Genomic DNA, 18,794 nt, shown 5'->3' with positions numbered 1-18,794 from the left:
CTGTGACGCGGCCTGGGTGAGCGCCCGATCCACGACCAGATGGGTTCCTCGACCCTCCACTTGTTGTACCTGTGCCTCACTATTCCGGCTCGTACGCTGGTTGGTTTGTTATCTCCACTCGGCTTCCCTTGTGCTGGAATTTGACTACTGTGTGGGGTATGAGCCTGTTGATTACGCCTACGGAACTTGCTGATGGGATGAAGACTGGGGTGAAGACGACGCTGTTGGCGTCGATGTGGTTGCCTGGTCGGGAGGATGCTGGGTTTCAGTATTATCGGGGGAAGCATATTCCGAATTCGTTGTTTTGTGATCCGGCGCGGGCGTTGACGTCGGCTCCGTCGAGTAAGTTGGGGCGGAATCCGTTGCCTGATCCGGTGATTCTTCAGAAGTGGTTTGAGCGGTGGGGGTTGAATCCGGATCATCGGGTTGTGGTTTATGACGGTGGTCGTGGTTTGATGGCGGCGCGTGCGTGGTGGGTGTTGACGTGGGCGGGTATTCGGGGTGTGCGGATTCTTGATGGTGGGTTGGCGGCGTGGGTTAGGGAGGGGCGTCGTCATGCTGGTGGTCCGGGGAATTTGCCGCAGACGTGTACGTTGAGGGTGAATCCGGGGCAGTTGCCGGTGGCGTCGATTGATGATGTGAAGGGTTTTGATGGTGTGCTTCTTGATGTGCGTCAGGAGAATCGTTTTGCGGGGCGTAAGGAGCGTCTTGATTTGAAGGCTGGGCATATTCCGGGGGCGGTGAATCTTCCGGCGGGGCGTTTGTCGAATGAGGATAAGACGTTTCGGAGTCCGGGGGAGATTCGTGCGGAGTTTGAGGCTGTGGGTGTGGTGGATCCGTCGAGGGTGATTGTGTATTCGGGGTCTGGTTTGCATTCGGCGCGTGCTGTGGCTGCGATGCATTATGCTGGTTTGCCGGGTGCTGCTGTGTATGTTGGGGGTTGGTCGCAGTGGTGTGCTGATCCGAAGAATCCGGTGGCCACAACCGTCTGATCCGTAACAATCATCCTTGGACAGGGCGGGGTGATTATTGGGGTGCTGCTCGCGGGTGCGGAAAAGAACCGCTGTGCTCTCTGTTGGACACCGCCGCGCATGTACCCGGGCGCGGGGCGAGAGGGCGCTAGACTTGGAGTCAAATGTTAAGTGAAACTCTCATCCTGCTCGCGGCCGCCTCCGCCGCCGGTGCCGTCGCCCTGACTCTTGCCGCGAACCGCCGGGACGCGGTGGCGAGGCGGGCGGCTGCCGCCGAGTCTGGCGCTGTCGGTGCAGCGGATTCCGATGACACCGACGAACAGTCGGTCGGGTGCCCCGTGGACTCTGACTCGGCGCCGGGAGACGGGATCGGTGAGTCTGATTCCATTCCGGGTAGCCGACCCTCCGTGCCTGACCGTGCGGAGCCGCCGGACTCTTCCGTGGAAGCGGACGGCGAGGTCGCTGGTGTCATTGACGTTGAGTCGGAGGCACAGTTACGGGACATTCCCGTCATCAGTGCAGCGGAACGGGAGAACCTCGTACGGGACACGGAGACTCCGGAGGAGATTCCCACCGGTCGGGAGGACCGGAAGGGAGAAAAACTGGGTCCCGGGGTGGCAAACACGATTCATGGAGGCCTGCATTTCCCGGGGTCCGCGCGGCGGCAGCGTCGTCGCTGGGCATCCGTCAACGGGTACAACTACAGCAAAGGTGACGCCTTCCTCACTGATGAATGGACGGGCGGCCCCGCTGGTGCGGGAGCAGCGGCGAAAGACGTCGTCAGTGGTATGGCGTCCAGGTACGAGTTCCATCTGGCGGACCTGGGACAGGATACGGTCCTCGCGTTCAGGAGAGTGACAGGTAGTGCGGTCGTCGTTCAGATGATGCGCGGGGCGGAGAACGGGGCCTCCATTCTCCGGCTTGGGGATTTCGATGTGTTCTGTGGGGAACCCGATGTCGCTCGCCGGTTCGTGGATGAACGGGTCACCGCCGCGCTTGAGGCACTTCCAGTGTCGGTCACGACTGTGTGGACGGAATCCCGCTGGGTCATCGCACAGTTGGCCCGGAGGAGTACCCCGGAAGACTGGGATGCGGCTCTTGAACCGATGGCCCTGCTGGCTGATGCCGCATGTACTCTTCCACCGCGTGAGGGGGACGCCCTGTTCCGTGATGTGGAGGGCCTGGATCCCTCTCGCCCGATGCCCACGCGGCATGAACCATCGGAGGACCCTGGGATGTCCGATTCAGAGCTGGAGCAACCTGGGGTTCAGCCGCAGGTCCGGCGGCCGGATGAACCGGTGGAACTACCCAGTCGTGTCCGTACGGAGCAGCGCGGTACCGTGGAACTGCGCCCGGTGGGTGGAGACGAGGTCGATGCCATCGCCGACGGACGGGACGTGGAGCCGCAGCCCGGTGGGGTGCGGGTGCCGCGGACCTTCCGCAGTGGCCCGAGCATCTTCACCGATTCCGGGAGTGAGGCTGATCCCGATACCCCGGACACCGATAATCCGACTACACCTGAGGAGCCCTGAACCGTCGTGCCCACCCCATCTGTCGAAGCCCGTAAAGAACTCGCTGAACTGGTCAAGGAACTTGCCATCGTACATGGCCGGGTCACACTCTCGTCCGGTCGGGAGGCCGACTACTACGTGGATCTGCGGCGGGCGACGTTGCACCACAGGGCGTCGAAGCTGATCGGTGAATTGCTGCGTGAACTCACCTCCGACTGGGATTACGTCGCCGTCGGTGGGTTGACGCTCGGGGCTGATCCCGTTGCCACGTCGGTCATGCACGCGGAGGGGCGGCCGATCGACGCATTCGTCGTGCGCAAGGAAGCCAAAAAGCACGGAATGCAGCGTCGGGTCGAGGGGCCGGACATCGTGGGCCGGAAGGTTCTCGTCGTGGAGGACACCACGACCACCGGAAATTCCCCGCTCACCGCGGTGGAGGCGCTGCGGGATGCGGGTGCGGAGGTCGTGGGGGTGGCGACGGTCGTGGATCGTGCGACGGGTGCGGACAAGGTCATAGCCGACGCCGGACTCGAGTACCGCTACCTGCTGGGACTGTCGGACCTCGGCCTTGAGTGAGGACGTGACGGCATCGGGAGTGGGGAACGTTGACCGTCCCGGTCCCACTGAGTGGGGCGAGGGACGTGTCGGCGTCGGCCCCTGGGTCGAGGAGCATCCGGGGCTGCCACTCCCGACCGATGAGCGTTTCGATCAGCGACTGCTCGCGGAGGGGGACCGGCGTAACGTCGTCGACGCCTACCGGTACCTCACCCGCGAAGCCATCGTCGCGGACATCGACACCCGCAGGCACCCGCTGCACGTCGCGATCGAGAACTTCGAGAACGACGCCAACATCGGGACCGTCGTGCGCACCGCCAACGCCTTCGCGGTGGACACCGTCCACATCGTCGGTAGACGGAGGTGGAACCGGCGTGGTGCGATGGTGACCGACAGGTACCAGCACCTGCTGCACCATCCGGACGTCGATACGCTCCTCTCCTGGGCGGAGGAACGGAACGTCACCGTGGTTGCGGTGGACAACACCCCCGGGTCTGTACCGCTTGAAACAGCAGACCTGCCCGAGCGGTGCCTCCTGTTGTTCGGGCAGGAAGGCCCCGGTGTCACGGAGGCCGCCCGTAGAGGTGCCCTGATGACGTGTTCCATCGCGCAGTTCGGGTCGACCCGTTCGATCAACGCCGGTGTCGCCGCCGGGATCGCGATGCACAGGTGGATCACCCAGCACGCGGACCTGGGGCGGGCCTGGTAGCGAATCAGGTATGTGAACCTATCCTGAGATGGGATAAGTAACACCTTGTTGAACGCGGGAGATGAACCAGAACGTGGAAGAAAAATGGGCGCACCGTGCTGATCTGGCAGAGGCGGCGATCAATGAGCGGCACGCGAGCCGACTCTGGATGCTCCCGCGCACCAATCTCGCGGTGGTCGCCTGGCCCCCGACGACGCGGGACCGGGTCTTTCTGCGCTGGCACTACTGGTGGCAGGCGCATTACCTGGACTGCCTCGTCGATGCCGCCATTCGTCGGCCGACGCAGGCCCGGCAACAGCGGATACGGCAGACACTCAGGGGAATCCGGCTCCGAAACCTGCGTGGACTGACCGCCAACCGTTACTACGATGACAAGGCTTGGCTCGCTCTGGCCGGGGCCCGCGTCAACGAGGTTAAGAAGCTCCGTACCCCGAAATCGATTGCACCGCTCGAGTGGAACATCATCGCCGGTGCGGACAATCTCACCGGTGTACTGCCGTGGCGCAGCAACGAGACCTTCTACAATGTGCCCACCAATGGCCCGGCGGCGATCATGATGGCCCGGACAAACCGTCTGGAGGAGGCCATCGGCCTCATGAACTGGGTGTTCGACAATCTCATCAACGAGCAGGGCCTGGTCATGGACGGTGTCCGGTTGAGGATGCACGGGCCTGAGATCGTTCGTGACATCCACCCCTACTGTCAGGGAGTCACGTTGGGGGCCTGCCTCGAAATCTCTGAGAAGCTCCGTGAGCGTGCGGGCCTCGATCCGGACCAGTCGATCACGGGTATCGACGACGCGGAGAAGGCCCAGCATCTGATGCTCTGGATCACGCGCCTCCGCGAACTGGTGCACGCAGTGGCCAAGGACATGGCGACACCGGCCGGGGTGATTGACACCCACACGGGTGGTGGCGACGGCGGACTGTTCAAGGGTATTCTCGCCCGCTACCTGGCGGAGATCGCGGTTCGGCTTTCGGAGGACACCCCGTTGAATAGAGCGACGCGGAAAATCGCGGCGCGTCTGGTGCTTGCCTCGGCGGAGTCGGTGTGGCGTCACCGTCTGGAAATCGACGGCCTTCCCGTGTTCGGCGCGGATTGGACGACGGACGCGAACCTGCCCCGGAATGCCGGGGTCGTGGGCACCTCCATAGCGGGTGCGGTGCGGAGTTCCGAGATTCCGGAGCGGGATCTGTCGGTCCAGTTGTCCGGCTGGATGCTCATCGAGGCTGCGGCGAAGGTGTCGGCGGCAGGGTATGAGCACCGGCGCTGATCCGGTGCCTGGAGTAGATTTCCCGACGCCGGTGGTGCACGGGAGGGGTACCGCCCGGACATCCGTTCGGTCAGTGGCGGATCTCACGTCCGGTCGTATCACCTGGGCCTGGTCTCATCACCTGCGGATTTGTCTGGAAACGGAATATAAAGACAGATAATCGGGCGCGAATGCACAGAATCGGGCGCGAAGGGCGGCGGGAAAGCACCGGTGAGGGCATAATTGAGGGTAGGACGACCGCACCGCGGTCCCGGGCCGCTTCTGCGGTCGTGGCCTGACGGTGTGGTCGGCGTACTGAACGTCGCACCACGAAAAGGAGAGCACATGCCCATCGCAACCCCAGAGGTCTACGCCGAGATGCTTGACAAGGCCAAGAAGGAAGGTTTCGCCTTCCCGGCCATCAACTGCACCTCTTCGGAGACCATTAACGCAGCACTGAAGGGTTTCGCTGAGGCGGAGTCCGACGGCATCATCCAGTTCTCCACCGGTGGTGCGGAGTTCGGTTCCGGCCTGGCCGTCAAGAACATGGTCAAGGGCGCCGTCGCTCTGGCCGCCTACGCGCATGAGGCCGCGAAGAACTACGGCATCAACGTCGCTCTGCACACCGACCACTGCCAGAAGGAGAAGCTGGACACCTACGTGCGTCCGCTGATCGCCATCTCGCAGGAGCGCGTCGACCGTGGCGAGGCCCCGCTGTTCCAGTCCCACATGTGGGACGGCTCCGCCATCCCGATCGACGAGAACCTCGAGATCGCCCAGGAACTGCTGAAGAAGGCGCACAACGCGCACATCATCCTGGAGCTGGAGATCGGTGTCGTCGGCGGTGAAGAGGACGGTGTCGAGGCCAAGGCCGGCGCCCAGCTCTACACCTCCCCCGAGGACTTCGCCAAGACCGTCGACGCCATCGGCACCGGCGAGAACGGCCGCTACCTGCTGGCCGCCACCTTCGGCAACGTGCACGGCGTGTACAAGCCCGGCAACGTGAAGCTGCGCCCGGAGGTGCTGCTGGAGGGCCAGCGCACCGCCGCGAAGAAGCTCGGCCTGGACGAGAACGCCATGCCCTTCGACTTTGTCTTCCACGGCGGCTCCGGCTCCGAGAAGGAGAAGATCGAGGAGGCGCTGCGCTACGGTGTCATCAAGATGAACGTCGACACCGACACGCAGTACGCGTTCACCCGCCCGATCGTCGGCCACATGTTCGCCAACTACGATGGCGTGCTGAAGATCGACGGCGAGGTCGGCAACAAGAAGGTCTACGATCCCCGCTCCTACCTGAAGAAGGCCGAGCAGGGCATGTCCGAGCGAGTCATCGAGACCTGCCAGGATCTGCACTCCGTCGGCACCACCGTCTCCAAGTAACACTCCGGCGGGTAAGTGCCCTATCCGCCCTGACCCCGCCCGAACGGCCACGACCGTTCGGGCGGGGTTTTCGTCGTGCAGCCGCTGAGGAACCGTGCGGGACGCTACCGTGACCAGCCCGATGTCCACCTCGCGGACATGTCCTGAATCCGCTCGCTACTGTGGTGCGTGTATCGATGACCCCGACTATCCGAAAGTACCTATCCTGAGAAGATGGCCAGGCGAACACCTCCCGTGCCCAATCCGGTGGACGCAGTGAAGGATCTGCTGCTCCCCGGTCTTCATCGACTGCGGCTCAGTTGGATGTCGATCCTCCAGGGCGGCATCGCCGCAGGATTGTCCTGGTGGGTCGCAGTCAATCTCTTCGGCCACGAGTCGGTGTTCTTCGCACCGATGGCCGCCATCATCGTCATCGGTCTCACCGGCGGTGAGAGGTTGCGGCGCGCAATGGAACTGAACATCGGCGTACCGCTCGGTGTCGGTATCGGTGACCTGCTGGTCAGTTGGCTCGGCACCGGTACCTGGCAGATGATGTTCTTCGTTTTCCTCGCGCTGACGGCCGCCGTGCTGGTGGACAAATCGCCACTGGTGTCGACGCAGGCGGGTATCGGTGTAGTGCTGATCGCCACGATCTTTCCGCCGGGTACATCGGGAGGCATTGACAGGATGCTCGATGCCTTCATCGGCGGTACCGTCGGAATCATCGTGATCGGTCTGCTTCCCGATTCCCCGCTGCGGGGTGGGCGCCACGAGATCGCCACAATCCTCACCATCGCGGGGGATGTGCTGGGAAAGGTTGCCGTCGACCTGACGGACGGAAACACGAAGGGCATCCAGGCGGCACTGCAGGAGGCGCGTGGTACCCAGGCGAACATCAACAATCTGATCGCGGCGGCGAAGACCGGTAAGGAATCCGTGACCGTCTCACCCCTGCACTGGCGGAACCGGCGCAGGGTGAAATCTTTGATGCGAACCCTGAATCCCGTGGACAACGCGATGCGCAACACCCGGGTACTCGCGCGCCGAGCGTTGGTACTCACCGAAGACGGTGACGATGTCACCCCCCGCCAGATCGCGGTGCTCGAGGAGATAGCCGAAATCATGGTCGCTCTTGGAGCACTGTTCGAGAGGGGGGAGCAGATCGGTTCCTCCGAGCGGATACCGCAGCTCGTCCGACGTCTCCGGGTGCTGGGGGCGATGACGGGGCCGGAGGTCGCGGACCAGAAGGTACTCTCGGCACAGATGATTCTCGGTCAGTCCCGCTCGATCATCGTGGATCTTCTACAGATCTGCGGTATGTCCCGGAAGTCTGCACAGGCAGTGTTGGCTCCGACCAGTGCCCACCCGCACGTTGATCCCGAGGTGTAGCTCCGCACGGCCCTACGGGAAAGCCCGGCCTTGACTGCTCCGTTCGGACGGCGACCGCACAGGCTTGCGGAATACCGGGTGCTCGCCGTGGGCCGGGCGCGGCGAGAATGAAATTCTCGAAGGTCGTGGCGAGACCTGATTATTATCGCGGTCGGGAAGGAACATCGCATCGTGCCCCGCGCAGGGGAGAACGGTAAGTGGAACGATGATGGACCGAAACGTCCTCCACTCCCGTCCCGTGTGGGCGGCTTTCGCTGCACTGGTGCTCGTCCTCATCACCAACCTGCTGGTCAACGGCTGGTGGCTCACCGGAGGATTCGTCCTTCTGGCGGCAACTGCGGCGATCGTGCTCATGGCCGTCGTCGCCCGTGCGAAGAAGCAGGAGGATACCGCCTCCTGAGTGCCGGTGGGGCACCACCGCAGAATTCGGGCACGGCCGTCTGCGTCTCCGTCCGTGTCACTGCAGTTCCGGTTGTTTCACCGCTCTGGTCAGGCACGAGGCCGGATGATCTGAAGGTCCCGCAGGTGCCGGTAGAACGTCACTCGCTCCGCGGGCCGGGGGCGGGGGACACCGTCGACGGTGATCCGGAGATTGACACCTCCGGCCTGCAGTGCCCGCCCGGTGCAGATACTCTCCGCGATGACTGTGCCGTGTGGCCGGGTCCGGTGGAGTATCCGGTCGATGACACCACCGGGTACAGGTTCGAGAGGTGAGTCGGCGACCGCTGCAGCGATCCCCGGCGCTTCGAGCATCGGAACCAACCGTGCTCCGTACACGCCACGTCGAGGGCTTTTCCCCGAAGGCTGGTGGTTGAGCAGTGTGTGGTCATCGACGATGACTTCCCCGGTGATTTCCGCCGTGTGGTCGAGGCAGGAGACGGTTGCGCTGCCCGCCACCGCCACCGCTGAGTCATCCCGGATCAACGGTACTGGGTGGACCTGTCCACCGAGCGCGAGGGCGAGTGCGTCGAGTGGATCGGCGGGAAGCCCGAAGTTCGCAGCCGCCGGGGACGCCGGATCAACCGGGACGTATCCGACTTCGACCCACATTCGGTCTGAACGCATCAGCCGGGTGAGTACCGCGGATAGCGCCGCGTCGGTTCCCCCGACGATCACGCGCAGGGCTTCCTCTGGTTCCTGCGGCGCGCGCTGTGGGGCGCCGAGGTGGTCGATGTCGGGGGATGCGGCCAATTCGTTCAGGCCCGGGGTTGGATCGACGGGGAGCGCCGTCCTCGCGGCTTCATCCACGGGGATGAGATCCTTGCGTGAGGGAACCTCCGGAAGGTCCAGGTAGTCGAACCGGGAGACAGCCGGGATGCCCCGGTAATCGTCGAGTACGGTCCGGGATACCGGGGCTCTGTCCGGGCCACCACAGGCGAGGAAGAGTACGTGCATGGTCACAGATGATACGCCCCGGGGTGTGGAGGGTAGAATGGGAAGACGTCTGTGCCGCGCTCGCCGCGGCGAAGCTGTCGAGCTATCGGAAGAGGCGTGTTAAACCATGGCCGCAATTGTTGTAGTGGGCGCCCAGTGGGGCGACGAGGGTAAAGGTAAGGCCACTGACATCCTCGGATGCCAGGTCGATTACGTGGTCAAACCGAACGGCGGGAACAACGCCGGTCACACCGTCGTCGTCGGTGGTGAGAAGTACGAGCTGAAGCTCCTTCCCGCAGGTGTGCTGAGTGAGAATGCCGTCCCCGTGCTGGGGAACGGCGTGGTGATCAACCTGGAGGCCCTGTTCGACGAGATCGACGGTCTTGAGGCCCGTGGGGCGAATGCCTCCCGGCTGCGGATCTCCGCGAACGCCCACGTCGTTGCGCCGTACCACCAGGTGCTTGATCGGGTGCAGGAGCGTTTCCTGGGTAAGCGTGCGATCGGCACCACGGGTCGTGGGATCGGCCCGACCTACGCGGACAAGGTCTCCCGCGTCGGTATCCGTGTGCAGGACATCTTTGACGAGTCGATCCTTCGCCAGAAGGTCACTTCCGCGTTGGATGTGAAGAACCAGATCCTGGTCAAGATGTACAACCGCAAGGCGATCGACCCGGAGCAGATCGTCGACTACTTCCTGTCCTATGCTGATCGTCTCCGCCCGATGGTCATTGAGGCGGAGTTGGAGCTCAACCGCGCCCTCGACGAGGGTAAGCACGTGCTCATGGAGGGTGGGCAGGCGACGATGCTCGACGTCGACCACGGCACCTATCCCTTTGTGACGTCCTCGAACCCGAGTGCCGGCGGGGCGTGTGTCGGGTCCGGTATCGGCCCGACCCGGATCACCTCGTCCCTGGGCATCATCAAGGCCTACACCACCCGCGTCGGTGCGGGGCCGTTCCCGACGGAGCTGTTCGACAAGTGGGGCGATTTCCTGCAGACCACCGGTGGCGAGGTCGGCGTGAATACCGGCCGCAAGCGCCGCTGCGGCTGGTACGACTCGGTCGTCGCGCGCTACGCCAGCCGGGTCAACGGCTTCACCGACCTGTTCGTGACCAAGCTCGACGTGCTGACCGGTATCGGTGAGATTCCGATCTGCGTGGCCTACGATGTGGATGGTCGACGTTTCGACGAGATGCCGACCAGCCAGTCCGACTTCCATCATGCTGTGCCGATCTACGAGACGATGCCCGCGTGGGATGAGGACATCACCGGTTGCCGGACTTTCGGGGAACTGCCGCAGCGCGCGCAGGACTACCTCAACCGCCTGGAGGAACTCTCGGGCTGCCGTATCTCCTATGTCGGGGTCGGCCCGGGCCGGGATCAGACCATCGTCATCAACGACGTGATGGAATCCTAGTCTCCGTATTTCCGAAGCCCTGTTCCCCTGTGGGGGAGCAGGGCTTCATTCATTCCGGATGAAAGGGCAAAAGGGCATTTGTCCTGTTCAGGTGGGGTGGATGATTCGGGCTGGTGATGGTCAGTGTGATGTGTGGGAATGCGGAAGACAATTTTGCGGTTGTGTCAACAAGATGTGAAAAGCGCAGCATCACCGTGCCCTCGGAATATCCCGGGGAACACAACCCAGAACCCATCAAGGAGCCTCCATGACCCGCACCTCGACCGACACCGGTCTCCTGATCATCCGAATCATCTTCGGCGTCATCCTCACCGCCCACGGATTCCAGAAACTCTTCCTCATCGGCCCGGGGCAGGTCGGTGAAACGTTCTCGCAGATCTCCAGCCTTCCCGCCCCTGGGATCATGGCGTGGATCGCCATCCTCGTTGAACTCCTCGGTGGACTGGCCCTCATCGTGGGCATCGCGACCCGGATCGCCGCTGCGGCCGCGGCCCTCGTCATGGCCGGGGCGATGGTCACGGTGCACCTGGGCAACGGATTCTTCAGCATGGACGGTGGAATCGAGTACACCCTCATGCTCACGGCGGTCGGCGTCGCACTCGTCCTGACTGGTGCCGGCCGGTTCAGCCTTGACGCGAAACTGGAGCGCGGTACCCGGGAGCAGGCCGCCACCGTTCACACGACTCAGGAATAGCGCCTGCGGGTGAATCAACCCGCAGGGAAAAGAAAAGGGGAGGCGCCCCGGTTGATCCGGGTGGCGCCTCCCCGCATTCGATGTGATTCCTCAGACGTACTTCCGAACTGTGGCGAAGATCTCCGGCCACGACCTGTCCAGCTTCCGGGTCGACACCACGATCCCCACCAGGAACACGCCGGTCGAGACCAGCACGACCCAGGCGGCACCGCCCAGGAACAGCCCTGATCCGAGGCCGTGGCCCCTACCGATCACCATCATGATGATCCCGGGCAACAGCGGCAGCCAGACACCGAGCAGACCACCGAATGCCGCGATGAACGCGGCCCCGGAGTATCCCGACCTGTCCTTCATCGGGTTCGTTCCCGGACGGGCGGCGGGGAACGGATTGAACACGCTGAGCAATGACCCGAAGCCGAGTGCTGCGGGGATCGCCCCGATCGTCGTCACCGCCGTGAGCACCCACAGCGTCGAGAACCCGCTGATCACCCCGAGTGCGGTGTTGTAGAGGAGGACGGTGGGCACCGAGATGGTGGCGGCCACCGCAGCCCGGGCACGCACCATCACCCGCGCCGGGACACCGGTGGTCATGTGCACCCAGTTCGCCGGGCCGTCGTAGCCGTAGGCGTTGGCGACGTACTGCGTCGCCGCCGCGGCCATCATGTACGCGCCGAACCACTCGATGCTGTTGTCCTCGTTCGTCGCCCCGAGAACCAGGAAGAACACCGAGAACAAGGGCAGCGAGATCAGGCTGTAGAGCAACCGCGAGTCCCGTACCCAGTACAGGAGCCCGCGCGAGTAGACGGCTCCGCCGACCGTCTCCGGAACCCCGGGCAGCATCAACCGGCCCCGCAGCCGCGTCCGGGAACCGGAACCGGTTTCGGTGACCTGGGTGAACGATCTGGTCAGAGCCCGGTGCCACGCCCCCCAGAGCACCGGGAGCAGCACGATGCCGATGGCCGCCTGCAGTACGGCGGCTCCCCAGGCACCGTCCGCGAGACTGCCCGCGGCACCGCCCGCCCCGCCGAAAGGCGTGTAGCCGAGGATCCGGGTGATCCTCGCGGTGTCCACACCGATCGCCGAGTTCACCACCATGTTGAAACCGATGATGATGAGGATGAACACCACACCGCTGGCCATGGACAGCTTCTCCCGCCGGGACCGCCCACCGGACAGCACGCCGAGAAGGATCCACGCCTCGGCGCCGCAGATGCTCAACGCCAGTGCCGCGACGACGGCCAGGAACCAGAACGGGATGACCCACGCGTGACCGGTGAGCACCAGGCCGACGGTGCCGAAGCCGAATGTGATCACCGAGTTCAGCACCGCGAGGTAACCGCGGGACTGGAGGAACGCCGCCAGAATGAAACCCGGGAGTAGCTGCCGTGCGTCCACCGGCAGTGGGGCGAACCAGGCCGGGGTGAGCTGATTCTCACTGGACGGGTAGATGAACGCGAGCACCCAGTACGCGAGCACCCCCACCCCGAGTGACAGGGAGAGCGCGGACTGGTTCCCGTCCATCTGCTCTGTGAGGGACATCCCGCCGAGGGACAGTGCGCCGATCACGCCGTAGACCCAGATGAAGATGATCATGAACCACTGGGACGGCTGCGCCTTCAAAGAACGTTTCCGCAGGGTGCGGTGGAGCTGGATCAGGGTGCGGGTCACCGGGCATCACCCGCGCCGGGCTGGCCCGGGGCTGTCGCCGATCCGAGCCAACCGAGGGAACCCTCGTCGAGATCGCCGCCACCGACCAGGTTGATGAACGCGTCACTCAACGATCCGGAGCCCCGGACGTCATCGACGGTCCCGGAAGCGACGACCCGGCCACCGGCGATCAGCGCGACGTGGTCGCAGAGTCCCTCCACCAGCTCCATCACGTGGGAACTCATCACGACGGTGCCGCCGCCGCGCACGAAGGCGTTGAGGATCGAGCGGATCACCCGGCCCGAGACCGGGTCGACCGCCTCGAAGGGCTCATCGAGGATCAGTATCCGCGGCCGGTGCAGCAGGGCGCCCGCGAGCAGAATTTTCTTGGTCATTCCCGCCGAATAGTCGACGATGAGCTTCTTCCCGGCATCGGTCAACGCCAGGGCATCCAGCAGGCCGTGGGCGCGCTCTGCGATGGTCGCCGGGTCCATCCCCCGTAACCGCCCGAGATACTCGAGATACTCGGCTCCACTGAGCCGGTCAAATGTGGGCAGCCCGTCGGCAAGTAGACCATAGGCCCGCTTCGCGTCGAGGGCACCGCCACCCCAGACCTCGGCGCCGCACACCCAGGTCGCACCCGTGTCCGGGCGGAGCAGACCCGTGGCGATGGTGATCGCCGTCGTCTTCCCGGCACCGTTGGGGCCGACGATCCCGTAGAAACTCCCGTGAGGGATGTCCAGGGACAGATCCGCGACCGCAGGGTTATCCCCGAACCGTTTGGTGACACCCCGCCAGGCGAGTGCCACCGAGGTGGGATCTGGAACTAGGGGGTCGAGATGGGCGTGATCGGGAAGGCGCTCGATGGGATGAGACATGGAACCAGTGTGCGCGCCAGCGGAGACGGGCCGCAAGGCTTCCCGTCAGAATCATCCCGTGGATTGACGGGCGGCGGGAGCCACCCGAAGGTGGGTTGAGGGCGTGTGATCCGTTGATCTGATGACGCAAAGGGAGGGCCTTGCTGGTTGAGTGGTGCTTGCAACAGTCCCACGTAAACGCAGCATTAACTCCCCGCGCCCGGCTGAACAGGTTGAGTCAGATCGACCGAGCCACCGGCGAACCGGTCCGGCGTTATGAACATGACCATTGACCGGGTTCTGTCTGATAACGGCTCCGCCTACATATCCCGGCTTTGGCCAACCGTGTGTGACCAACTCGCCATCACCGTGAAGAAGACTCGGACTTACCGGCCCCAGACCAATGGCAAGATCGGATGTTTCCACTGGACGATGGTCGACGGGTGGGTCTACGCCCGCTGCTCTACCTCCGAACTAGAACGGCGTGATGCTCTGGCTGGGCTGGACCCACTTCTACAACCACCCTCGACCACGTTCAGCCTGCGGGAACCTGCTACCGATCACTCGGTTAACCAACGTCCCCGATCAGTACACCTAGTCCCGTTCGGTGGACGGAACCACGGGCTGTTCGGCAGACCACGGGAACACGATCCACTCGTCGGTGTGCTTCCACACGAAGTCGGGGCGGATCACGGACTGGGACTTGCCGTACAGCACGGCGGAACGACACTCCGCGCCGGCTTTCTTCAGAATTTCGAGGACGAGAGCCAGAGTTCGCCCGGAATCGGCGACGTCGTCGACGACCAGCAGTTTCTTACCGGCGATCGCGGAGGTGTCCAACAGCGGCTCAAGAAGCACCGGGTCGGGCAGGGTCTCATGAACATCGGTGTAAAACTCGACATTCATCGTGTCGGCGAGTTTCACCCCCATCGCGTAGCTCAGCGCACCCGCCGGAAGGAGGCCACCGCGGGCAACGGCGATGATGATCTCCGGATCGAAATCGCTGTCCACCACGATCTGGGCGAGTTCCCGGGAAGCGGCACCGAAGCCCTCCCAGGTCAGAATTTCCTTGTTTTCGAGGTCGGTCGAGTCTGCATGGTAGGCCATGGGTCGATGGTAGCGGTTCGGGTTCGACCATGCCGCACGATCCTCCCCCGGGATGACGGCTGGGAACATCCGTGACACCAAACCCGGCCTGGACAGGTGGGATGTGTGTCCCGGATCGCCCCCGCTCCGCACACCCCTGTGCGATACTTCACGACGAGAACAGTCCATGGAAAATGTGAGGACACAGCACATGCACACCCCCGAGATGATCGGAACTCCGCAGACCGGCTCCGCCACCCGCGTTCTTCTACTGGGTGCCGGTGAGCTGGGTAAGGAGGTGACGATCGCCTTCCAACGTCTCGGAGTCGAGGTGCACGCCGCTGACCGGTACGACGGTGCTCCCGCTGGTCAGGTAGCCCACTCCCGCTACACGCTGGATATGACCGACGCGGCGGCTGTGCACGCGCTCGTCGATGAGATTCGCCCCCACTTCATCGTCCCCGAGGTCGAGGCACTGGCCACTGACGCGCTTGCCGAGATCGAGGAAGCCGGGACAGTCACCGTCATCCCCACCGCTCGGGCTACCCGGCTCACCATGAACCGGGAGGGGATCCGCCGGTTGGCCGCCGAGGAACTCGGACTGCCGACCAGTGCCTACGCGTTCGCCTCGACCCACCCGGAATTCGTTGAGGCCGTCGAAGGGATGGGCTATCCGTGCGTGGTCAAACCCGTGATGAGTTCATCCGGAAAAGGCCAGAGCGTGGTTCGTGGACCCGAGGACATCGATCACGCCTGGGACCACGCCCGTTCCGCGGCCCGCGTTGCGGGGGATCGCGTCATCGTCGAGGCCTTCGTTGAGTTCGACTACGAGATCACTCTGCTCACCGTGCGCTCCATCGACCCGGCCACCGGGAACCCTGCCACCTGGTTCTGCGAACCGATCGGCCATCGTCAGCAGGACGGCGACTATGTCGAGTCCTGGCAGCCGATGGAGATGAGCCCCGCCGCTGCAGACAATGCGCGCTCCGTTGCCGCGCGTATCACGAATGCTCTCGGAGGGCGTGGGGTGTTCGGCGTGGAACTGTTCGTCCTCGGTGACGATGTTTACTTCTCCGAGGTCTCACCCCGGCCCCACGACACCGGCATGGTCACGATGGCCTCCCAACGCTTCTCGGAGTTCGACCTCCACGCCCGCGCCATCCTCGGCTTACCCATCGACGTCACACTGACGTCACCCGGCGCTTCCGCCGTCATCTACGGGGGAATTGAAGCCCCGGCGGTGAGCTACAGCGGTCTCTCCGCCGCGCTGGCTGTCGCGGAGTCGGACATCCGGCTCTTCGGTAAACCGGAGGCGTTCATCCGCCGCAGGATGGGGGTCGCGCTGGCCACAGCGGAGGACACCGATACCGCGCGCGAGCGGGCGACTGCAGCGGCGTCAGCGATTGAGGTTCACGCGACAACCGGCTCTCGTTGAGCGGGCACGCACCGACGGGGTGAACCGAGCTTGGTGCCGGGGGGAAAGAGGTGCTCTCATTCGGGGATTCCCGTGGTGGATGGGCACTTGAGTGCCTTCGTCGGCCGAACCCAGCGCTCACGCACCCGGGGCGAACCCGTATCTAGCAGCCACCCGGGAGTTCGGGGCGTCCGGGTACCGCTGGTTGAACGTCGGATGAGAGCGAATCCGCCCGCTGAGCCGCTCAGGAGGCGGGCCGCACCATGGGCAGATGCATCATCCCGTCCCAGTCGAACTCGTCACCGCAGACGGTGAACCCGTAGCTCTCGTAGTAGCTCCGCAACGGGGTTTGCGCAGTGATCACGACCGCAGCGTCCGGGTTCTGCTCGTGAGCGAGCTTCAGGGTGTCCTCCATGATGCGCTTCCCGAGGCCTGTCCCGCGCGCTTCGGGTGCGATGCAGAACCGACCGAACTGCCAGAGCTGGCTATCATCGTCGATCTCTACGGAACCGCCGCACTTTGACCGGAAGCCGGCACCCGTGTCCGGGTAGATGCGTGCGTATCCTGCCAACACCCCGTTTCGGTCGTTGGCCTGGATGTGGAATGTAGTCGGCAGAGCATCGGTGTCATCGATCTCCGCGTAGGGGCACTGCTGCTCGTTGACGAAGACGTCCACCCGCAGTTTGTAGATACGGTGCACCTCAAGTGCGCTCATCTGGTTGAGGTTGGACACAGTGAAGTAGGTGTTCATCCTTATGAGCGTACGTGCATACGTCGGAATTCGTATCTCCCGCAGGGACGGCAACGCCGCCCCTGGCGGTCATCCAGTATGGAAGCGGCGTGTCGCAGTGCGGAAGTGGTCAGTTTTTCTCCGCTTTGGCGTGGGCGACCATGTCCTCCCACTCGACGATCTTCTTGCGCTCGCGGCCCTCAAGTTCACCGGCTTTTCGTTCGGCGGCATCCAGACGATGCCAGCCATCCCACGTGGTGTATTCGATGCCCTTGGACCCCAGGAAGTCGAGAACAGCATCCTCATCCGGGTTAGCGGCCGGGGTCAGGGTGCCGTTTGCCCAGTCGGCGAGCAACATCTCGGTGGTTTCCTTCGCGTCGCCTTTGGTGTTGCCGATGAGTCCCACGGGCCCGCGCTTGATCCAGCCGGTGGCGTAGTAACCGGCGATCGGTGCGCCGGATTCCGGATCGAGGACATGCCCGCCGTCGTTCGGGATGACATTGCGGACGGTGTCGAAGGGGATATCGGCCACCGGATCGGAACGGTATCCGACTGCACGGTAGACAGCCTGGACGTCCCAGGTGGTGAACTTTCCGGTGCCCCGAACGTTACCGGTCCCATCAAGCTCCGTGCGTTCCGTCTTGAATCCGACGACACGGCCGTCCTCGCCGATGATCTCGACAGGGGACTCGAAGAAGTGGATGAACAGCTTGTGCGGCGCCCCTTTGGGATCGCGGATCGCGTATTGCTCGATGACGGAGCAGACGAGGTCGGTGGTCTTTGAGTTCCGGCGGGCCTCGATGGAAGCCTCGTCATAGTCGATGTCTTCGGGGTCGACGACGACCTCGATGGTGTCGGAGTGATCGAGTTCCTTGAGCTCCAACGGCGTGAACTTCGCCTGGGCGGGGCCGCGGCGACCGAAGACGTGGACCTCGGTGGCCTGGTTGTTCTTCAAGCACTCGTAGACGTTGTCCGGGATCTCGGTGACGTGGAGTTCATCCCCTGTCTTGGCGAGGACCCGGGCGATATCAAGTGCGACGTTACCAACACCGACGACAGCGACGGATTTCGCGGACAGATCCCACTCGCGGGAGAAATCCGGGTTTCCGTCATAGAAGCCAACGAACTCACCGGCTCCATGGTGCTCGGGGAGATCAGCGCCCGGAATGTCCAGGTCACGATCACCGGTGGCACCCGTGGAGAAGACCACTGCGTCGTAGTACTGCTTCAGCTCTTCAACGGTGACGTCGGTGCCGACATCGACGTTGCCGAGAAGCCGTAGCTCTGGCTTGTCCAGCACCTTGTGTAGTGACATCACGATGCCCTTGATACGCGGATGGTCGGGTGCGACTCCGTAGCGGATCAGCCCGAACGGCGCAGGCATACGCTCGTAGAGGTCGATGGTGACATCGGTGTCGGACTTCATCAGCAGATCGGAGGCGTAGATGCCGGCTGGGCCGGCACCGATCACGGCTACCCGGAGGGGACGAGACATATTAGTGGACATCCTTGGTGAAATCGTCGAGGACAGGACAAAAATAGACAGCTCTGACTACTCTACGTGGTTGGTGGGGACCCATGCCAGGATATCCTTCACTGCTGATTTCGGCGGTGATCCCGGTCACCGGGTCGGTGGCGGCGTGCGTGGCGGACGTGGCGGCGACGCTCGTACGGACTGGGGCGGGGGAGGGAGGGGTTCGTTGCGAACATGTGTTGATCACGTCCCGCGGTGGTGTGTGGGGTTGTGTGTAGGGGTGTTTTGGGCCATTTTGGGGTCCGTCCCGTTTCCGATCCGGCCCGGGTGGGTGAGATCGAATGTCTCCCCGGGC

General features: G+C 63.8%; 17 protein-coding genes and 1 pseudogene. 12 read left to right on the top strand and 6 right to left on the bottom strand.

Annotation, left to right across the window (positions count from 1 at the left end; genetic code table 11):
* Positions 1-158 precede the first annotated feature (158 nt).
* From QWU43_RS10410 to QWU43_RS10375, 8 genes are all read left to right on the top strand, one after another.
* Positions 159-992 carry a sulfurtransferase gene (locus QWU43_RS10410; RefSeq protein ID WP_370917804.1) on the top strand — a complete coding sequence of 278 codons (834 nt, stop codon included), beginning with the start codon at positions 159-161 and terminating at the stop codon, positions 990-992.
* A gap of 143 nt (positions 993-1,135) precedes the next feature.
* A complete protein-coding gene (locus QWU43_RS10405; RefSeq protein ID WP_370917803.1) occupies positions 1,136-2,503 on the top strand; it encodes a hypothetical protein in 1,368 nt (455 codons plus the stop codon).
* Positions 2,504-2,509: 6 nt separating this feature from the next.
* Positions 2,510-3,058 (top strand): orotate phosphoribosyltransferase, encoded by a 549-nt coding sequence (gene pyrE, locus QWU43_RS10400; protein ID WP_370915498.1) that lies wholly within the window; start codon positions 2,510-2,512, stop codon positions 3,056-3,058.
* Between the two features lie 4 nt (positions 3,059-3,062).
* Positions 3,063-3,746: a TrmH family RNA methyltransferase gene (locus tag QWU43_RS10395; RefSeq protein ID WP_370917802.1), complete on the top strand. Its 684-nt coding sequence runs from the start codon at positions 3,063-3,065 to the stop codon at positions 3,744-3,746.
* A gap of 73 nt (positions 3,747-3,819) precedes the next feature.
* On the top strand, positions 3,820-5,019 hold the full coding sequence (locus tag QWU43_RS10390) for a glycoside hydrolase family 76 protein (protein ID WP_370917848.1): 1,200 nt from the start codon (positions 3,820-3,822) through the stop codon (positions 5,017-5,019).
* Between the two features lie 324 nt (positions 5,020-5,343).
* On the top strand, positions 5,344-6,378 hold the full coding sequence (gene fbaA, locus QWU43_RS10385; protein ID WP_370915500.1) for a class II fructose-bisphosphate aldolase: 1,035 nt from the start codon (positions 5,344-5,346) through the stop codon (positions 6,376-6,378).
* 213 nt (positions 6,379-6,591) lie between these two features.
* On the top strand, positions 6,592-7,746 hold the full coding sequence (locus QWU43_RS10380) for an aromatic acid exporter family protein (RefSeq protein WP_370915501.1): 1,155 nt from the start codon (positions 6,592-6,594) through the stop codon (positions 7,744-7,746).
* Between the two features lie 205 nt (positions 7,747-7,951).
* Positions 7,952-8,146: a hypothetical protein gene (locus tag QWU43_RS10375; RefSeq protein ID WP_370917801.1), complete on the top strand. Its 195-nt coding sequence runs from the start codon at positions 7,952-7,954 to the stop codon at positions 8,144-8,146.
* An 89-nt stretch (positions 8,147-8,235) separates the two neighbouring features.
* Here QWU43_RS10375 and QWU43_RS10370 read toward each other — a convergent pair whose 3' ends face one another.
* Positions 8,236-9,141 carry a hypothetical protein gene (locus tag QWU43_RS10370; protein WP_370915503.1) on the bottom strand — a complete coding sequence of 302 codons (906 nt, stop codon included), beginning with the start codon at positions 9,139-9,141 and terminating at the stop codon, positions 8,236-8,238.
* A gap of 106 nt (positions 9,142-9,247) precedes the next feature.
* On the opposite strand from QWU43_RS10370, the gene QWU43_RS10365 reads away from it, so the two are divergent.
* Both QWU43_RS10365 and QWU43_RS10360 read left to right on the top strand, forming a co-directional pair.
* Complete coding sequence (locus QWU43_RS10365; protein ID WP_370917800.1) at positions 9,248-10,537, top strand: adenylosuccinate synthase; 1,290 nt, start codon at positions 9,248-9,250, stop codon at positions 10,535-10,537.
* 247 nt (positions 10,538-10,784) lie between these two features.
* Positions 10,785-11,231, top strand: coding sequence for a DoxX family protein (locus QWU43_RS10360; RefSeq protein ID WP_370915505.1), 447 nt, complete (start codon positions 10,785-10,787; stop codon positions 11,229-11,231).
* Positions 11,232-11,321: 90 nt separating this feature from the next.
* On the opposite strand, the gene QWU43_RS10355 is transcribed toward QWU43_RS10360, so the two are convergent.
* Positions 11,322-12,899 carry a hypothetical protein gene (locus tag QWU43_RS10355; protein ID WP_370917799.1) on the bottom strand — a complete coding sequence of 526 codons (1,578 nt, stop codon included), beginning with the start codon at positions 12,897-12,899 and terminating at the stop codon, positions 11,322-11,324.
* Entirely contained in the window at positions 12,896-13,756 is an 861-nt protein-coding gene (locus QWU43_RS10350) for an ABC transporter ATP-binding protein (protein ID WP_370917798.1), read from the bottom strand. The genes QWU43_RS10355 and QWU43_RS10350 overlap by 4 nt, the downstream gene beginning before the upstream one ends.
* Before the next feature lie 264 nt (positions 13,757-14,020).
* On the opposite strand from QWU43_RS10350, the pseudogene QWU43_RS10345 reads away from it, so the two are divergent.
* Positions 14,021-14,333, top strand: a pseudogene (locus QWU43_RS10345) (integrase core domain-containing protein); the annotation flags it as partial.
* Here the strand turns inward: QWU43_RS10345 and QWU43_RS10340 are convergent.
* Entirely contained in the window at positions 14,330-14,842 is a 513-nt protein-coding gene (locus QWU43_RS10340) for a phosphoribosyltransferase (protein WP_370915508.1), read from the bottom strand. The pseudogene QWU43_RS10345 and the gene QWU43_RS10340 overlap by 4 nt on opposite strands.
* Before the next feature lie 190 nt (positions 14,843-15,032).
* On the opposite strand from QWU43_RS10340, the gene purT reads away from it, so the two are divergent.
* A complete protein-coding gene (purT, locus tag QWU43_RS10335; protein ID WP_370917797.1) occupies positions 15,033-16,256 on the top strand; it encodes a formate-dependent phosphoribosylglycinamide formyltransferase in 1,224 nt (407 codons plus the stop codon).
* Positions 16,257-16,479: 223 nt separating this feature from the next.
* On the opposite strand, the gene QWU43_RS10330 is transcribed toward purT, so the two are convergent.
* A complete protein-coding gene (locus QWU43_RS10330; protein ID WP_370915510.1) occupies positions 16,480-16,986 on the bottom strand; it encodes a GNAT family N-acetyltransferase in 507 nt (168 codons plus the stop codon).
* Positions 16,987-17,095: 109 nt separating this feature from the next.
* A complete protein-coding gene (locus QWU43_RS10325; RefSeq protein WP_370917796.1) occupies positions 17,096-18,460 on the bottom strand; it encodes an FAD-dependent oxidoreductase in 1,365 nt (454 codons plus the stop codon).
* Positions 18,461-18,794: the final 334 nt, after the last annotated feature.

Source organism: Corynebacterium sp. CCM 9204 (assembly GCF_041357695.1).
Classification (GTDB): Bacteria; Actinomycetota; Actinomycetes; order Mycobacteriales; family Mycobacteriaceae; genus Corynebacterium.
The sequence above is the reverse complement of the archived record's forward strand: the minus strand, read 5'-3'. Positions and strand labels throughout refer to the sequence as shown.